Origin of the sequence: Pseudomonas sp. NY5710, assembly GCF_013305665.1 — a bacterium.
Taxonomy (GTDB): Bacteria; Pseudomonadota; Gammaproteobacteria; order Pseudomonadales; family Pseudomonadaceae; genus Aquipseudomonas; species Aquipseudomonas juntendi.
In genome coordinates this window covers 2,761,624-2,777,250 of record NZ_CP045554.1, presented here as the reverse complement: position 1 = coordinate 2,777,250, position 15,627 = coordinate 2,761,624, and the positions used below count along the sequence as shown (strand labels likewise).

Annotated in this window: 11 protein-coding genes and 1 pseudogene; 4 read left to right on the top strand and 8 right to left on the bottom strand. The window is 64.1% G+C overall.

The annotated features are described in order from the left end of the window. Window positions 1–215: 215 nt before the first annotated feature. Window positions 216–353, top strand: a complete 138-nt coding sequence (locus GEV39_RS12450) for a hypothetical protein (RefSeq protein ID WP_173889355.1) — start codon at window positions 216–218, stop codon at window positions 351–353. Between the two features lie 44 nt (window positions 354–397). Here GEV39_RS12450 and GEV39_RS12445 read toward each other — a convergent pair whose 3' ends face one another. From GEV39_RS12445 to GEV39_RS12420, 6 genes are all read right to left on the bottom strand, one after another. Next, the gene (locus tag GEV39_RS12445; RefSeq protein WP_173889353.1) at window positions 398–1,813 is read right to left on the bottom strand and encodes an efflux transporter outer membrane subunit; all 1,416 of its coding nucleotides are present in this window, start codon (window positions 1,811–1,813) and stop codon (window positions 398–400) included. Next, the gene (locus tag GEV39_RS12440; RefSeq protein WP_173889351.1) at window positions 1,810–4,989 is read right to left on the bottom strand and encodes an efflux RND transporter permease subunit; all 3,180 of its coding nucleotides are present in this window, start codon (window positions 4,987–4,989) and stop codon (window positions 1,810–1,812) included. Before GEV39_RS12440 ends, GEV39_RS12445 begins: the two co-directional genes overlap by 4 nt. A gap of 12 nt (window positions 4,990–5,001) precedes the next feature. Continuing rightward, window positions 5,002–6,243 carry a multidrug efflux RND transporter periplasmic adaptor subunit MexE gene (mexE, locus tag GEV39_RS12435; protein WP_173889349.1) on the bottom strand — a complete coding sequence of 414 codons (1,242 nt, stop codon included), beginning with the start codon at window positions 6,241–6,243 and terminating at the stop codon, window positions 5,002–5,004. Between the two features lie 176 nt (window positions 6,244–6,419). Next, the gene (locus GEV39_RS12430; RefSeq protein WP_054905445.1) at window positions 6,420–6,722 is read right to left on the bottom strand and encodes a hypothetical protein; all 303 of its coding nucleotides are present in this window, start codon (window positions 6,720–6,722) and stop codon (window positions 6,420–6,422) included. A 94-nt stretch (window positions 6,723–6,816) separates the two neighbouring features. Then, the gene (locus GEV39_RS12425; RefSeq protein ID WP_054905444.1) at window positions 6,817–8,169 is read right to left on the bottom strand and encodes a GntP family permease; all 1,353 of its coding nucleotides are present in this window, start codon (window positions 8,167–8,169) and stop codon (window positions 6,817–6,819) included. 110 nt (window positions 8,170–8,279) lie between these two features. After that, window positions 8,280–8,819, bottom strand: a complete 540-nt coding sequence (locus GEV39_RS12420; RefSeq protein ID WP_173889347.1) for a gluconokinase — start codon at window positions 8,817–8,819, stop codon at window positions 8,280–8,282. A gap of 207 nt (window positions 8,820–9,026) precedes the next feature. Between GEV39_RS12420 and gnuR the strand changes: the two genes are divergently transcribed. From gnuR to GEV39_RS26535, 3 genes and pseudogenes are all read left to right on the top strand, one after another. Beyond that, window positions 9,027–10,046: a transcriptional regulator GnuR gene (gene gnuR / locus GEV39_RS12415; protein WP_173889346.1), complete on the top strand. Its 1,020-nt coding sequence runs from the start codon at window positions 9,027–9,029 to the stop codon at window positions 10,044–10,046. A gap of 149 nt (window positions 10,047–10,195) precedes the next feature. Further along, a pseudogene (locus tag GEV39_RS26540) lies at window positions 10,196–10,978 on the top strand (PAS domain-containing protein); the annotation flags it as partial. A 42-nt stretch (window positions 10,979–11,020) separates the two neighbouring features. Continuing rightward, the gene (locus tag GEV39_RS26535) at window positions 11,021–11,515 is read left to right on the top strand and encodes a methyl-accepting chemotaxis protein (protein ID WP_370593812.1); all 495 of its coding nucleotides are present in this window, start codon (window positions 11,021–11,023) and stop codon (window positions 11,513–11,515) included. Here the strand turns inward: GEV39_RS26535 and GEV39_RS12405 are convergent. Both GEV39_RS12405 and GEV39_RS12400 read right to left on the bottom strand, forming a co-directional pair. Then, window positions 11,490–14,756, bottom strand: coding sequence for a transporter substrate-binding domain-containing protein (locus GEV39_RS12405; protein ID WP_173889342.1), 3,267 nt, complete (start codon window positions 14,754–14,756; stop codon window positions 11,490–11,492). The genes GEV39_RS26535 and GEV39_RS12405 overlap by 26 nt on opposite strands. Before the next feature lie 13 nt (window positions 14,757–14,769). Beyond that, entirely contained in the window at window positions 14,770–15,384 is a 615-nt protein-coding gene (locus tag GEV39_RS12400; protein WP_173889340.1) for a response regulator transcription factor, read from the bottom strand. Window positions 15,385–15,627 lie beyond the last annotated feature (243 nt).

Sequence of the window (15,627 nt, the reverse complement as noted above, 5' to 3'; positions counted from 1 at the left end):
TTCCAGACTAAAGGTACGGAATTTTCAAGTTGGCATGAATATCCCATGTCAGTCAGGAGTCCAGTCTCCACCTACTGCACTACCTCCATCACCTCCACGGAAGAACAAGAAAGGGGGCTAACATGAGTTGTCTGATTTGCGCAGGGCATGCGGAATCCGTCGAATGCAACCTTGGATGGGAGGAGCGGCGCTGTTCCCAATGCGGGTGTTACCGAATGTCCCAGTCGCTCATCCTGGCGATGATGGATGAGGGGCAGATATTCGACACCGAGCGCATGCGCGAGTGGCTGGTCGAGCAGCGCGGGCAGGTGCCTGTGCCCGACATCGACCATAACCACGCCATACTGCGCTAACGGCCTGCAGCGGTGTAGCGCCACAGGCCATCGTCGTGCCTGGGTCAGTGCGCGCTGGCCACGCTCTGTGGTTGCCAGCCGCCCCCCAGCGCTTTGTAGATCGACACGATACCGCGGTACAGCTCGACCTCGCCCTGCGCCTGCGCATCTTCGGCGCTCAGCCGTTCGCGTTCGGCATCGAGCAGCACCAGGTAGTCCACGGTACCCTCGCGGTAGCGAATCGAGGCCAGCTGCGCCGCCTTGCGGCTGGCTTCGCTCTGGCGCATCAACGACAGCAGCCGTTGTTGGGTCTTGGCGTAGTCGCTGAAGGCGTTGGCCGACTCTTCCAGTGCCAGCAACACCTGCTGCTCGTAATTGGCCATGGCGCCTTCGGCGTCGGCCTTGGCCCCGCGCAGGCGGGCCCGTACGCTGCCCAAGTCGAACGCCGCCCAGGTGATGCTGGGGCCCAAGGCCCAGGCGTTGGCTGCCGACGAGCCGAGCTGCGATCCGCGCGCGGCGGTAAAGCCCAGGAAGCCGCTGAGGCTGACCCGCGGGAACAGGTCGGCGGTGGCGACGCCGACGTTGGCCGTGGCGGCGGCCAGTTGGCGTTCGGCGCTGCGAATGTCCGGGCGGCGGCGCAACAGTTCACCGGGGTCGCCCACCGGCAGCGCCTTGGCGATGGCCGGCAGCGCCTTGGGCGACAAGTCAACGCTGAGGGCGTCGGGGCGCTGGCCGAGGAGGGTGGCGATACGGTGCCGCGCCCGGGCCTGTTCGGCCTGCAGTTGCGGCACCGTCGCTTCGACCCCGGCCAGGCGGGCATCGGCGCGCACCACGTCGAGGTCGTTGCCGACCCCGGCGTCGCGCAGGGTTTCGGTGATGCTACGCGATTGCTGCTGGGTCTTGAGGTTGGCCAGGGCAATCTTCTCGCGCAGCTGTGCACCGCGCAATTGCCCATAGGCATCGACCAGTTCGGCGATCAGGCTGACCTGCAACTGCTGCAGGTCGGCGGCAGCGGCCGCTTCCTGCGCTTCACTGGCTTCGATCTGGCGCTGGATGCGGCCGAACAGGTCCAGCTCCCAGGCCATGTCCAGGCCAAGGTCATAGCGTTCGCTGTTCACCCGTTGCTCGGTCTGGCCAGGAACCTGGCCTTTGCCGATATCGCTGCTGGCACGGCTGGTGACCACCGGGAACGGGTCGTTCTCGGCGTCTTCACGGATCGAGCGGGCCGACTTCAGGCGGGCAAAGGCCACGCGCAGATCCCGGTTGCCGGTCAACGAAGCCTGCACCAGCTGGTTCAGTACCGGGTCGTCGAACTGCTTCCACCACAAGCTTTCAAAGTGGCTGCGGTCATAGGCCTTGGCTTGCGCATCAGCGCCCAGCTGGGCAGGTGCGGTGGCGGGGGCCTGGTAGTCCGGGCCGACCGCGCAGGCGGCCAGGGCCAGGGCCAGCAGGCTTGGCGTCAGGGGTTTGAGCAGGTTCATGCGTTGTTCTCCAGCACTTGCACGCGGTCGGCCTTGCGGGCCTGGCGACGCTCGACGAAACGGCGGATCAGGAAGAAGAACACCGGGGTGAGGAACAAGCCGAATACGGTCACGCCGATCATCCCGGAGAACACCGCCACACCCATGGCATGGCGCATTTCCGAGCCTGCACCCGAGCTGAAGACCAGCGGCACCACACCCATGATGAAGGCGATGGAGGTCATCAGGATCGGCCGCAGGCGCAGGCGGCACGCTTCGAGCACGGCAGCCAGCGGGTCGAGGCCCTTGGCCTGTTCGTCCTTGGCGAACTCGACGATCAGGATCGCGTTCTTGCACGCCAGGCCCACCAGTACGATCAGGCCGATCTGGGTGAAGATGTTGTTGTCGCCACCCGATACGATCACACCGGTGATCGCCGACAGCAGGGTCATCGGCACGATCAGGATCACTGCCAGCGGCAGGCTCCAGCTTTCGTACTGGGCAGCCAGTACCAGGAAGGCCAGCAGCACGCACAGCGGGAACACGAACAGCGCGGTATTGCCCGACAGGATCTGCTGATAGGTCAGGTCGGTCCACTCGAAGGTCATGCCGTTGGGCAGTTCCGCTTTCAGCAGTTTTTCGATGGCCGCCTCGGCCTGGCCGGAGCTGTAGCCGGGCGCTGCGGCACCGTTGATTTCAGCGGTGATGAAACCGTTGTAGTGCATCACACGGTCCGGCCCGGAGGTATCGCTGACCTTGAGGAAGGTCGCCAACGGTATCATCTCCCCCAGGTTGTTGCGCACCTTCAATTGGCCGATTTGCTCGGCATCGAGGCGGAACTGCTGCTCAGCCTGGACGTTGACCTGGTAAGTGCGGCCGAAGCGGTTGAAGTCGTTGGTGTACAGCGAGCCCAGGTAGACCTGCAGGGTGTCAAAGATGTCGTTGATCGCCACGCCGTGGGTCTTGGCCTTTTCCCGGTCGATGGCGGCATCGACCTGCGGCACGTTGACCTGGTAGCTGGTGAACAGGCCCGCCAGCTCCGGCACCTCGTGGCTTTTGGCGATGATGTTCTGGGTTTCCTTGTACAGGGCTTCATAGCCCAGGTTGCCGCGGTCTTCGATCTGCAGGCGGAAGCCGCCGATGGTGCCCAGGCCTTGTACGGGCGGTGGCGGGAAGATCGCGATGTAGGCGTCCTGGATGTCGGCGAACTGCGCATTGAGCGCGGCAGCGATGGCGGCAGCCGACTGGCTTGGGTCCTTGCGCTCGTCAAACGGCTTGAGTGGGGTGAACACGATGCCGCTGTTCGGGCTGTTGGTGAAACCGTTGATCGACAGGCCAGGGAAGGCGACCGAGTCGGCCACGCCAGGTTGCTTGAGGGCGATTTCGCTCATGCGCTTGATCACCGCCTCGGTGCGGTCGAGGCTGGCGGCGTCGGGCAACTGGGCGAAGGCCACCAGGTATTGCTTGTCCTGGGCCGGTACGAAGCCGGTGGGGGTAGACGAGAAACCCAGGTAGGTCAGGCCCATCAGGCCGGCGTACACGAACAGGGCGATGCCGCTGGAGCGAATGACCCGGCGCACGCCGCCCACATAGCGGTGCGAGGCACGGTCGAAAAAGCGGTTGAACGGGGCGAACAGCCAGCTGCCCAGGAGTTTTTCCAGCAACCGCGAGAAACGGTCCTTGGGCGCATGGTGTTCCTTGAGCAGCACGGCAGCCAACGCCGGTGACAGGGTCAGCGAGTTGAATGCCGAGATCACCGTGGAAATGGCGATGGTCAGCGCGAACTGCTTGTAGAACTGCCCGGTCAGGCCAGAAATGAAGGCAGCAGGCACGAACACCGCACACAGGACCAAGGCGGTGGCGATGATCGGGCCGGTCACTTCGGCCATGGCCTTCTGCGTCGCCTCCAGGGGTTTGAGGCCCAACCCGATATTACGCTCGACGTTTTCCACCACCACGATGGCGTCGTCCACCACGATACCGATGGCCAGCACCAGGCCGAACAATGACAGCGCGTTGAGCGAGAAGCCGAACAGGTGCATGACCGCAAAGGTGCCGATCAGCGATACCGGTACTGCCAGCAACGGGATGATCGAGGCGCGCCAGGTTTGCAGGAACAGGATGACCACCAGCACCACCAGCACCAGCGCTTCGAACAGGGTGTGCACCACCGCCTCGATGGAGCCACGCACGAACACGGTCGGGTCATAGACGATGCTGTAGTCCATGCCTTCGGGGAAGTCCTTCTTCAGTTCGGCCATTTTTGCCCGTACTTCGTCGGAGATCTCGATGGCGTTCGAGCCTGGGCGCTGGAAGATCGGCAGTGCCACTGCCGGCTGGTTGTTCAGCAACGAGCGCAGGGCATATTGGCTGGAGCCGAGCTCGACCCGGGCGATGTCTTTCAGCCGGGTGATTTCGCCGTCGGCGCCGGCGCGGATGATGATGTTCTCGAACTCTTCCTCGTTGACCAGGCGGCCCTGGGTGTTGATCGACAGCTGGAAGCTGGTCGAACCCGGGGCGGGCGGGGCGCCCAACTGGCCGGCGGCGACCTGGCGGTTCTGTTCACGAATGGCCGCGACCACGTCACTGGCGGTGAGGTTGCGCGAGGCGGTTTTATTCGGGTCGAGCCAGACGCGCAGCGAGTAGTCGCCCATGCCGAACAGCTGCACATCACCCACGCCGCCAAGGCGTGCCAACTCGTCCTTGATATTGAGGATGGCATAGTTGGAGAGGTAGAGCATGTCGTAGCGGTTGTCCGGCGAGGTCAGGTGCACGACCATGGTCAGGTCGGGCGAGGCCTTGTCAACGGTGATACCGATGCGGGTCACTTCTTCGGGCAGTTTGGGCTGGGTGCGGGTGACGCGGTTCTGCACCTGCACCTGGGCGTTGTCCAGGTCGGTGCCCAGGGCGAAGGTGATGGTGAGCGTCAGTTTGCCGTCAGCGGTGGACTGGGAAGACATGTACAGCATGTTCTCCACACCGGTAATGGCTTGCTCCAGCGGCGCAGCCACGGTTTCGCCGATGACTTTCGGGTTAGCGCCCGGGAAGTTGGCGCGTACCACCACGGTTGGCGGCACCACCTCGGGGTATTCGCTGATGGGTAACTGGAACAGCGAGATCGAGCCGGCAATCAGCAGCACCAGCGACAGCACGGCGGCGAAGATCGGCCGGGTTATGAAGAATTTGGAGAGGTTCATCGGTCTGGTCCCTTAACCGCGTGGCGCCTGGGCGCTGGCGTTTTTCACGTTGTTGCCCGCCACTTTGGGCGCCGGGTTGCTGGCCTCCAGGGCCTGGCGCTGCTGGGCGAGGGCGGCGAGGGTCTGCTCGCTGGCCATCTGGGTTTCCTGCGGCGTCACCGGCGAACCCGGGCGTACGCGCTGCAGGCCCTTGACCACGATGCGGTCGTCCTTGCCCAAGCCGCTGCGCACGATGCGCAGGCCTTCGAGTTTCGGCCCCAGTTCCACGGCGCGGTAGGCGGCCTTGTTGTCCTTGTCCATGACCAGCACGAACTTCTTGCCAAGGTCGGTGCCCACGGCCTCGTCGTTGATCAGTACCGCGTCGTACTGGGCACTGCCCACCAGCTTCAGCCGGGCATACAGGCCGGGGGTGAACTGGCCGTCGCGGTTGTCGAACACGGCGCGGCCACGGATGGTGCCCGTGCGCGGGTTGACTTGGTTGTCGACGAAGTTCATCTGGCCCAGGTGAGGGGTGCCGGTTTCATTGGTCAGGCCGAGATATACCGGGGTGCTCTGGCCGCGTTGGCCCTCGCGCGCCAGCTGGGTGTACTTGAGGTACACGCGCTCGTCGGCGTCGAAGTAGGCGTAGACCTTGTCGGTGGAGACCACGCTGGTCAGCGGGGTCACGTCGGCGCTGACGATGTTGCCGGCCGTGAACGCGGCGCGGCTGACCCGTCCGCTGATCGGCGCGGTAACCCGGGTAAAGCTGAGGTTCAGGCGGGCGAGGTCCAGTTGTGCCTGGATGGCGTCGACCCCGGCCCGGGCTTCGGCGGCGGCGCTGCTGCGCGATTCGGCCAGCTCCGCGGAAATGGCGTTGCTGTCGCGCAGGCGCTCACCACGGCGGGCTTCATTGGCGCTGCGGATGGCGGTGGCCTTGGCCTGTTGCAACTGCGCTTCGAGGCGGCGGACTTCTGCCTGGAACGGACGCGGATCGATCTGGAACAGCAGGTCGCCTTTCTTGACCTGGGCGCCCTCGGTGAAGGCGACCTGGTCGATCTGGCCGGACACCCGCGGGCGCACCTCGACGGTTTCCGGGGCTTCGAGACGCCCGGTGAACTCGTCCCATTCATTGATCGGTTGCTCGATCACCTTGGCCACGGTGACCTTCGGCGCGGCGGGAGCCTGCACGGCGTCGGGGGTTCGGCCGCAAGCGCTGATCACCACCACAGCCAAGGCCGCAAGGGGAAAGCGCAAGGGTTTAAGTGATTGTTCCATGGAGAACTCCGCCAATGTATTAGTGATGGGCGGAGTGTGAGTGTCTTGCGCGAGAGGCACGAATCGAACGGGCCGAAATCTATTATCACGCTGAATGATAGGTCGGGATCAGCGTGTGGTGAATCGGGGGTGCGGGCCTGCACCCGAAGCCGGTGCCAAGGCCCGCTGCCACGGGCTTAGCGTTGGCTGCCGCCAGCGCCGCCTGCGTCGGCACCACCGGTCCCTTCGGACCCTGTACCGTCCATGCCTGGCAAGTCACGATTGTCGTTCTGCTGGGCGGGCGGGCTGTCCGGGTCATTGCCCTTGATGCGCGGGTCGGTATCCCGCGGCATGGGTTTTTCGATCGGGTTGAGGGTGCTGTCCACGCCGGGCTGCGGGGCGTTGTTGTGCGGGTCGTCGGGGTAGGTCGGGCCAGTGCCGGCGGCAAGCGCCAGTGGCGAGGCGAGCAGGGCAATCAGCAGCACGCTTGAGCGGTTCATGGCAGTCTCCGTTGCGTCGGGTGGGGCTTACTCCCTTTTGGCCCCACCCGTGACGCTAACGTGCCATTGTTACGCTCATCGTTCCGATCAGCGGTTACACCACCAGCGACAACAACATGATGAAGATGATGCCGACGATGGAAAGAATCGTCTCCATCATGCTCCAGGTCTTGAAGGTTTCAGCCACGGTCATGTTGAAGTACTGCTTCACCAGCCAGAAGCCGGCGTCGTTCACATGCGACAGGATCAGCGACCCGGCGCCGGTGGCCAGCACCAGCAACTCACGGTTCACGCCCGGCACCAGGTCGATCACCGGTGCCACGATACCCGCGCCGGTGATGGTCGCGACGGTGGCCGAACCGGTGGCGATACGGATCACCGCCGCCACCAGCCAGGCCAGCAGGATCGGCGAAATTTCCGCTTGCACGGCCATTTGCCCGATCACGTTGCCCACCCCGGTGTCCACCAGCATTTGCTTGAAACCACCGCCGGCACCGACGATCAGCACGATCGCAGCGGTTGGCGCCAGGCTCTGGTCGAGCATTTTCATGATTTGCTGGCGGTTGAAACCGCGGGCCGAGCCAAAGGTGTAGAAGGCCAGCAGCAAGGCAGCGAGCAGGGCGGTGATCGGGTGGCCGATCAGGTCCATCCACTGGCGCACGATGTGCTCGGCAGGCAGCACCACGTCGGCGAAGGTTTTCAGCAGCATCAAGGCCACCGGCAGCAGCACGGTGATCAGGGTGATGCTGAAGCTCGGCAGGTTGCCCTGGTCGGACTCCTTGGCGATCTGGTCCATCAGCTCCTGCGACGGGTTGCCGGGAATGTAGCGGGAGATGAAGTTACCGAACAGCGGCCCGGCGATGATGGCGGTAGGCAGCGCCACGATCAGGCCGTAGAAAATGGTCTTGCCGATGTCGGCGTGGAAGATGCCGATTGCCAGCAACGGGCCCGGGTGCGGCGGTACCAGGCCGTGCACGACCGACAGGCCCGCCAGCAATGGAATGCCGATTTTCACCAGCGAAACCCCGGAGCGCCGGGCCACGATGAACACCAGTGGAATCAGCAGCACGAAGCCGATTTCGAAGAACAGCGGAATGCCCACCAGGAAAGCGGCGAACATCATGGCCCAGTGCACGTTCTTCTTGCCGAAGGCGCGGATGAGGGTTTGCGCGATCTGGTCGGCACCGCCGGAGTCGGCCATCAGTTTGCCAAGCATGGTGCCCAGGGCTAGCACGATGCCGACAAAGCCCAGTACACCGCCAAAGCCGTCCTGGAACGACTTCATCACCTTGGCCACCGGCATGCCGGAGGTCAGGCCCAAAAAGCCAGCCGCCAGGGTGAGGGCGACGAAGGGGTGAACCTTGAAGTGGGTGATCAGCAGGATCAGCCCGACGATCGTCACGAGCGCGTCGAGCAACAGGAAGGTATCAGTAGCCAGTCCGAACATGGTTTTAAGGCCTCGGTCTTATCGTTGTTTTGGGCGTAGCGTTGTGGGAACTTTTCGCGCTTTCGCGGGGTCGGGTAGCGCTGTCTTTGGTGAGCCGGGAAACCGCTGGGTCAAGCGGTCTGCGCCAGGCCCCGCTCACCGCAGCGCTTTAGCCAGCGGTCTACCGCTTCGGCCAGGGCTTCGATGGGCTGGGTAGCGTCCAGGGCCAGGGTCAGGGGCTCGCCACGCGGCGATTCCAGTGCGGCGAACTGGCTGTCGATCAGACTGGCCGGCATGAAATGCCCAGGGCGCGCCAGCACGCGCTTTTCGGCTTCGGCAGGCGACAGTTCGAGGAAAACGAACACCAGCCCAGGCATGGCCTCGCGCAGGGTGTCGCGGTAGCGGCGCTTGAGTGCCGAGCAGGTCAGGATCGGGCGTTCGCCGGCCTGGCTGATGGCTTGCAACTCTTCGCCCAGGCGCACCAGCCAGCCGGCGCGGTCGGCGTCGTCCAGGGGGGTGCCCGCGCTCATCTTGCGGATGTTTTCGGCAGGGTGGAAAGCGTCGCCTTCGATCAGGCGACCGCCGCTTCGGGCAGCGATGGCAGCACCGATGCAGCTTTTGCCGCAACCGGCCACGCCCATCACCACGATGGCGGACAGGGGAGAATTCATCAGTACCTCCTGCGGGGTGAGGTAGCGCTGTCTCGTCGCTGACGAACAGCCACCTCCCCGGTGTTATTGGTCTTGTCCTTACGCAGTATGGACGCCTGGCAGCACGCGTGTAGCGGCAGCTACCAAAGATTACATTGCCTGCATCCTGAGACAGCGCTACCTTAGTGGCCGTTCCCCATCCTTGCAAGTAGTAAAATTACAACATCCATGTCCCGCACCGGCTCCCGTACCACAGGTCGTCCTACCCTGGCTGAAGTGGCCAGGCTTTCCGGGGTTTCCCCGATCACCGCGTCGCGCGCGCTGCGCGGCGTGAGCACGGTTGCGCCAGAGCTGGCCGCAAAGGTCATGGCTGCCGCAGCCAGCCTGGGCTACGTGGCCAACCCTGCGGCCCGGGCGTTGGCCTCGGCGCGCAGCCAGTCCATCGTGGTGCTGATCCCGTCGTTGTCCAACCAGCTGTTCATCGATACCCTGGAGGCCATCCACGAGGTCATGCGCCCGCGTGGGCTCGAGGTGCTGATCGGCAACTATCACTATGACCTGGCCGAAGAAGAGAACCTGATCCGCAATTACCTGGCCTATCAGCCTTGCGGCATGTTGCTGACCGGGTTTGAGCGCAGTGATGCGGCCCGCCAGCTGCTGGCGGCCAGCGGCGTACCCTGCGTGCACATGATGGAGCTCAAGGGCGAGCCGGGGGCAGTATCGGTCGGTTTTTCCCAGGAGCAGGCGGGGCGGGCTGCAGCGCGGCACCTGATCGAGCGCGGGCGCAAGCGCCTGGCATTCATTGCCGCGCAACTCGACCCGCGGGTGATGCAGCGGGCCGAGGGCTTCCGTCAGGCCCTGGCCGAGGCGGGCCTGCACGCTGCTGAACTGGAAGTGTTGGCCCCGGAGCCTTCTTCTATTGCCTTGGGCAGCACACTGTTCAGCCGCCTGATGCAGCAGGCCCCGGATGTGGACGGCATCTTCTTCTGCAACGACGACCTGGCCCAGGGCGCTGTCTTGCAGGCGTTGCGCCAAGGTGTGGAGGTGCCTCGCCAGGTGGCCATGGTGGGCTTCAACGACCTGCCGGCTTCGGCGCACATGGTGCCGCGCCTCACGTCTATCCGTACCCCGCGGGCTGCCGTCGGTCGGGGCGCAGCCCAAGCCTTGCTCGCGTTGCTGGATGGCAAGCGGGTGGCCAGTGCACAGCAGGACCTGGGCTTTGAGCTGATGGTGCGGGAAAGTACCTGATTCGCTCGCCTGTGCAATGGCGTTGACCACCCCCTGGCGGCGTGCCGGCCTAACAAAAATGGAATAATCACAAAGCGATGGCACTGTGCTTGCACCGCGCATACGGCCATCTATGCTCATGAAACCGCGCATAAAGGAGGCCCGGCGTCATGTTCGATTTCCATCGCAAATCCGATTTGGTCGAGATCCAACGCAGCCATCAGGCGTTGGCCGACGTACAGGCCAAACTGGCTGCCATCAGTCGCTCCATGGCAATGATCGAATTCGCCCCCGATGGCACCATTCTCGACGCCAATGAACGCTTCTGCCAGGCCATGGGTTACAGCGCTGAAGAGCTGCGCGGCAAGCACCACCGGCTGTTCTGTGAGCCGGGCTATGCCCAGAGCGCCGAGTACCAGCAACTGTGGCATGAGCTTGGCCAGGGCAAGGCCATCAGCGGCACGTTCGAGCGCGTCGACAAGGCCGGGCGTGAAGTCTGGCTGGAGGCCAGCTACATGCCCGTGCTGGATGCCCAGCGCCAGGTCAGCAGTGTGATCAAGGTGGCGTCCGACATCAGTCAGCGCGTCGCCCTGGAGCATGAAAGCGAAAGCCTGCTGAAGGCGATCAGCCGCGCCATGGCAGTGATCGAGTTCACCCCGCAAGGGCGGGTGATCAAGGCCAACAAGAACTTCCTGGACACCATGGGTTACCGGCTCGACGAGGTGGTAGGCCGCCACCATGGCCTGTTCTGCCTGCCGCGCGAGCGTGAGTCGGCCGATTACCGCCAGTTCTGGGCCTCGCTTAACCGTGGCGAATACCACTCGCACCGCTTCGAGCGGGTGAACAAGCAAGGCCAGACGGTGTACCTGGAAGCCTCCTACAACCCGATCTTCGACAGCAAGGGCCGCCTGTACAAGGTGGTCAAGTTCGCCAGCGACATCACCCACCAGGTCTGTACCCAGCAAAGTGCCGCCGATGCGGCCCATGCCAGTTCGGTGCAGACCGATGCCTGCGCGCGCAAAGGCACCGAAGTGGTACAGCAGACCGTACAGGTGATCGAGCAGATTTCCGTGGAGCTCAACGACGCAGCGCGCAGCATCGATGCGGTGAGCAAACAGTCGGATGTGATCGGGCAGATTGTGCTGACCATTCGTGGTATCGCCGACCAGACCAACTTGCTGGCGCTGAATGCGGCCATCGAAGCCGCCCGTGCCGGCGAACACGGGCGCGGCTTTGCCGTGGTCGCCGATGAGGTGCGCAACCTGGCCGCGCGCACCAGCAAGGCCACCCTGGAGATCGTCGATGTGGTGCGGCAGAACCACGACCTGTCGCTGCTGGCTGTGGCCAGCATGCAGTCAAGCCTGAACCGGACCGGCCATGGCGTGGCGCTGGCCAATGAAGCCGGCACCGTGATCATGGAGATTCAGCAGGGCTCAAGGCACGTGGTCGATGCCATTAGCCAGATCAGTTCGACCCTGCAATTGCATTGAGCGCAGCGCGCATATCGTCCAGCAGCGCCTGCAGGCTGGCTTGCAGCCGTGCACATGGCTCGTCGGTCGGCGAGCCTTGCGCCTGGGCCGCTTCGATCGCTTCGCAATCCTGGACCACGGCGCGTACCCTGATCATCTTGGCACCGCCCTTGATGCGGTGGGCCAAGGCACGCAGCGCCTCTTCGGGCGCGTCCGCCGCCAGCGCGCGCAGGGCCGCCAGGTCTTCACCAACGCTGATCGACAGTTGCTCGAGCAAATGCTTTGTGAGCTGCGCGTCGTCCTGAGTCAGGTGGCGTAGCTCATCCAGGTTCAAGCCGCCCGCGCGCGCTGCTGGCGCGGGTGGGCGGGCCTGGGGTAGGTGAGCTTTGAGGGTTCGCAAGCCTATCGGCTTGAACAGGCACACGTCCATTCCGCTGGCCAGGCAGCGGGTACGTTCCTCGGCCTGGGCATTGGCGGTGATGCCAACAATCCGGCACCTGGGCAGGCCTTGCTCGGCCTCGAACTGGCGAATGCGCCGGGTGAGTTCATGGCCGTCCATGACCGGCATGCTGCAATCGGTGATCACCACATCGAAACGCGCCGCTTGCCACCGGCCCCAGGCGGCATCACCGTTCTGCGCCAGGCTTACCTGGTGCCCAAGGGTGTGCAATTGCCGCTCCAGCAATAGCAGGTTGGCAGGGTAGTCATCGACGATCAGCACGCTCAAAGGACCGTCGCTGTTTTCCAGTTGGGCCGCGTCCTCGGGCATGGTGGCCGGGGGGGCGCAGGTGGGCAGTTGCAGGTTCACTTGCACCCGGGTGCCGACGCCTTGAACGCTTTGCAGGTTCAGCGTGCCGCCCATAAGCTCGGCAAGCGTACGGCTGATGACCAGGCCCAGGCCTGCGCCCTGGCGGGCCCTGGGGCCGTCGGCCTGGACAAAGGCGTTGAACAGGCGGGCCTGGTCGGCAGGGCTGATACCGATGCCGGTGTCGCGCACATCCAGCTCCACCGGCAACACGTCATGGCCGGCGATAACCGGCAGAACGAGGCTGGCCTGCACCTCGCCACGGTCAGTGAACTTGATGGCGTTGCTGATCAGGTTCGAGAGGATCTGCTTGAGCCGCAGCGGGTCCGCCAGCACCCAGGCAGGTTCGGCGGGCAGTTCGCCGTGCAGGTGCAGGCCTTTGGCCCGGGCGTTGCCTTCGAACACGCGCAGGGTGGCGCGCACCAGTTCGCGCAGGTCCGTGGGCACGGGTTGCAGGGTGATGTGCCCGGACTCGATCCGGGAAATATCGAGAATGTCGCCAATCAGTTCCAGCAGGCCAAGCGCTGAATCATGTGCCGTCTGCAGCGTATGGATATCGCTGCGGCCGCTACGGCAGTCCTCCAGCGCCAGTTCCAGCAACCCGATCACGGCATTCATCGGGGTACGGATTTCATGGCTCATGGTGGCCAGGAACGTGCTTTTGGTCTGGCTGGCCTGTTCAGCGTCGTCCTTGGCCTGGCGTAGTTGCTCCAGCAGCCCGCGGCTCAGTGCCAGCTGGTCCTGCAGGGCGTGTTGCGCCTCGGTGCGCTGGTTGATCAGCTTGCGCAGGTAGCTGTTCCAGAACACCACGCCGGCCAGCAGCAGCGCCGACAGCACCAGCACTTGCAGGGCGAGGGTGCGGTAGTCGCGCCACGGGCTGTCGCTGACCAGTGAGCTGGTGCGCCAGCGGTTGATCAACTGGGCCAGTTCTTCAGGCGGAATGCTCAGCAGCGCCTTGTCGAGAATGGCCTGTAGCTGGGGTTGGTCGGCGGCTACGGCGAAGGCGGCGAGGGCAGGGTCTTCATCGAGCACACTGGCAATGCGCAGGCGGTCCTTGAAAACATGGCTGATGTAGTAGGCCGCATTGATGTGGTTGCTCAGGGCGACGTCGGCACGGCCATTGGCCACGGCCTCCATCAGGCCCAGCGGGTTGTCCACTTCGACCAGGCGGGCCTGCGGGTAGCGTTGCTGCAGCAAGGCCCGTTGCGGCGAGCCTTTGACCACCGCGATACGCTGGCCGTCCAGGGCCTTCACCTGGGCGGGCGCGGTAGTGTCGCTGCGGGTGACCAACACCCTTGGGCTGACCAGGTAGGGCCGGGTGTAGCGCAGTTGCCTGGCGCGGTCGGCGCCGTAGCCCAAGGCGCCGATCATCAGCGCGTCACCATGCTTGAGCCGCTCGACCATGTGGTAGGCCGATGTGCTTTCAACGGTCTTGAACTGCAGCCCGGTGCGCAAGCCGATCTGCTTGAGCAGATCCAGGGTGATGCCGTTGGCGTTGTCCTGGGCGTCGTTGAAAGTCAATGGCGCCAGGGATGTGTTGATCAGCACGTTGACCACGGGGTGCTCGGCGATCCAGGTTTCCTCTTCGGCACTGAGGGCCGTCAGGTGGCGCTGTAACAACAGGCTGGTATTGCCACCGCTCCAGCGGCGCAGGATGTTCAGCCGCTCGCTTTCACTGATGCGGGCCAATGCCTTGTCGACCAGCTGGCGCAAGTGCAGGTTGTCGCTGGACAGGGCGAACGCGAACGCTTCGGGGGCGGCCGGGGAAAAGTGGTCGATCTTCAACGTGCCCTGGAAGCTTTTGCCGATCATGAAGTCGGTACTGATGGCATCGCCCAGGTAGGCGTCGGCCTCGCCCAGTTCGACAGCGGCAAGCCCGGCCAGGGTGGAGCGGTACAGGCTCAGTTGCGCCTTGGGGTACAGGCTGCGTACGGTGTTGGCGGGCAGGTAGTGATCAACCATGGCCAGGCGCAAGCCGGCCAGGTCGGGCGTGCCCTTCAGGCTGCGCCCCTCCCGGGTCACGACCACCGGCAGGTCGTCGGCATAAGGTGTGCTCAGGCTGAGGTGGGCGTCTGCTGCCTCGAAGGCGTTGGAGCTGCCCAGCAGGTCGATGCGCCCCTCATGCAGGGCAGTGATGGCCTCGTGGCGGCTGGCGAAGCGGCGCACTTCGATGCCAATGCCAAGCTGCTCGCTGATGAGGCCGGCGTAATCGGCGCTCAGGCCTTCGTAATCACGGGGGCTGACATTGATCTCGAAGGGCGGGTAGTCCGGCCGCGAACTGCCCAGCACCAGTTGCCGGTGCTGCTGCAGCCACTGGCGGTCTTCGGCCGAGAGCACCAGCGGCGCGGCAGCACTGACCGAGCGGGCCAACAACTGCCGGGGTTCGCTGCTGGCCTGCAACCCGCTGGCGTTGGCCAGGCCGATGATCATGAAGGCGCTCGCCAGCAGGAACTTCATGCTCGCCAGCCGCTCAGTAGACGCTATTGCGCTTGGCCAGGTCGACCATCTCGACCAGCGATTCGGTTTTGAGTTTTTCCATGATGCGGCCCCGGTAGGTACTGATGGTCTTGGCGCTCAGGTTCATGCAGGTCCCAATATTCTTGTTGTTCTCCCCGCGTGCCAGGCGCCGGAGCACTTCCATCTCACGGTTGGAAAGGCTGGCCAGGCGCACCGGTTCGCTCTCCAGGGAGTTGCTGTTGACCGACATCTGCGGAAACGTCGAATAACCCTTTACCAACGCCTTGAGGGCGAACAGCAGGGCCTCGTAGTCCTCTTCCTTGGTGACGAACGCGCCGATACCGGCATCCAGGCAACGGCGCACGTACAGGTCGGTGGCCTGGCCGGTGAGCACCATGATCTTGGGGGTTGGCTCCAGGCACTGGAGGCGCTTGATGACCTCCATGCCGTCCAGGCCAGGCAGGCCTATATCCAGCACCACCACGTCCGGGCGCAGTTCACGGGCCACCTGCGCCACCTCGCTGCCATTGCCGACTTCGCCGACGACATGAAAGCGCTCACGCTCGAGCAGTAGGCGCAACGACAACCGCACGATAGGGTGGTCGTCGACGATCAGCACGGTTGTCATGGGGAAAACTCCTGTCAGGATGTGGTCCGCTTCCTGGAACACTCAGGAATACGTTTGCAAGCGGGTTAATCGGAAGCGCAGCACCATACGACCAAACCTGACGTTTGGTAATCCCGAGTATAGAAGTGTTGATAGTTTCCCGACTACTTGTCGAAAATTCCTACAAATAATGGAAAAACATCACCACTGCCATAGTGGTGATGTCGGACAGGAGAGGGCGCTCAGGCGCAGGCAGCGGGAGTT

Coding starts and splice junctions, on each gene's coding strand:
- GEV39_RS12450 (WP_173889355.1), top strand. CDS start 216: ATGTCCCAGTCGCTCATCCTGGCGATGATGGATGAGGGGCAGATATTC.
- GEV39_RS12445 (WP_173889353.1), bottom strand. CDS start 1,813: ATGAACCTGCTCAAACCCCTGACGCCAAGCCTGCTGGCCCTGGCCCTG.
- GEV39_RS12440 (WP_173889351.1), bottom strand. CDS start 4,989: ATGAACCTCTCCAAATTCTTCATAACCCGGCCGATCTTCGCCGCCGTG.
- mexE (WP_173889349.1), bottom strand. CDS start 6,243: ATGGAACAATCACTTAAACCCTTGCGCTTTCCCCTTGCGGCCTTGGCT.
- GEV39_RS12430 (WP_054905445.1), bottom strand. CDS start 6,722: ATGAACCGCTCAAGCGTGCTGCTGATTGCCCTGCTCGCCTCGCCACTG.
- GEV39_RS12425 (WP_054905444.1), bottom strand. CDS start 8,169: ATGTTCGGACTGGCTACTGATACCTTCCTGTTGCTCGACGCGCTCGTG.
- GEV39_RS12420 (WP_173889347.1), bottom strand. CDS start 8,819: ATGAATTCTCCCCTGTCCGCCATCGTGGTGATGGGCGTGGCCGGTTGC.
- gnuR (WP_173889346.1), top strand. CDS start 9,027: ATGTCCCGCACCGGCTCCCGTACCACAGGTCGTCCTACCCTGGCTGAA.
- GEV39_RS12405 (WP_173889342.1), bottom strand. CDS start 14,756: ATGAAGTTCCTGCTGGCGAGCGCCTTCATGATCATCGGCCTGGCCAAC.
- GEV39_RS12400 (WP_173889340.1), bottom strand. CDS start 15,384: ATGACAACCGTGCTGATCGTCGACGACCACCCTATCGTGCGGTTGTCG.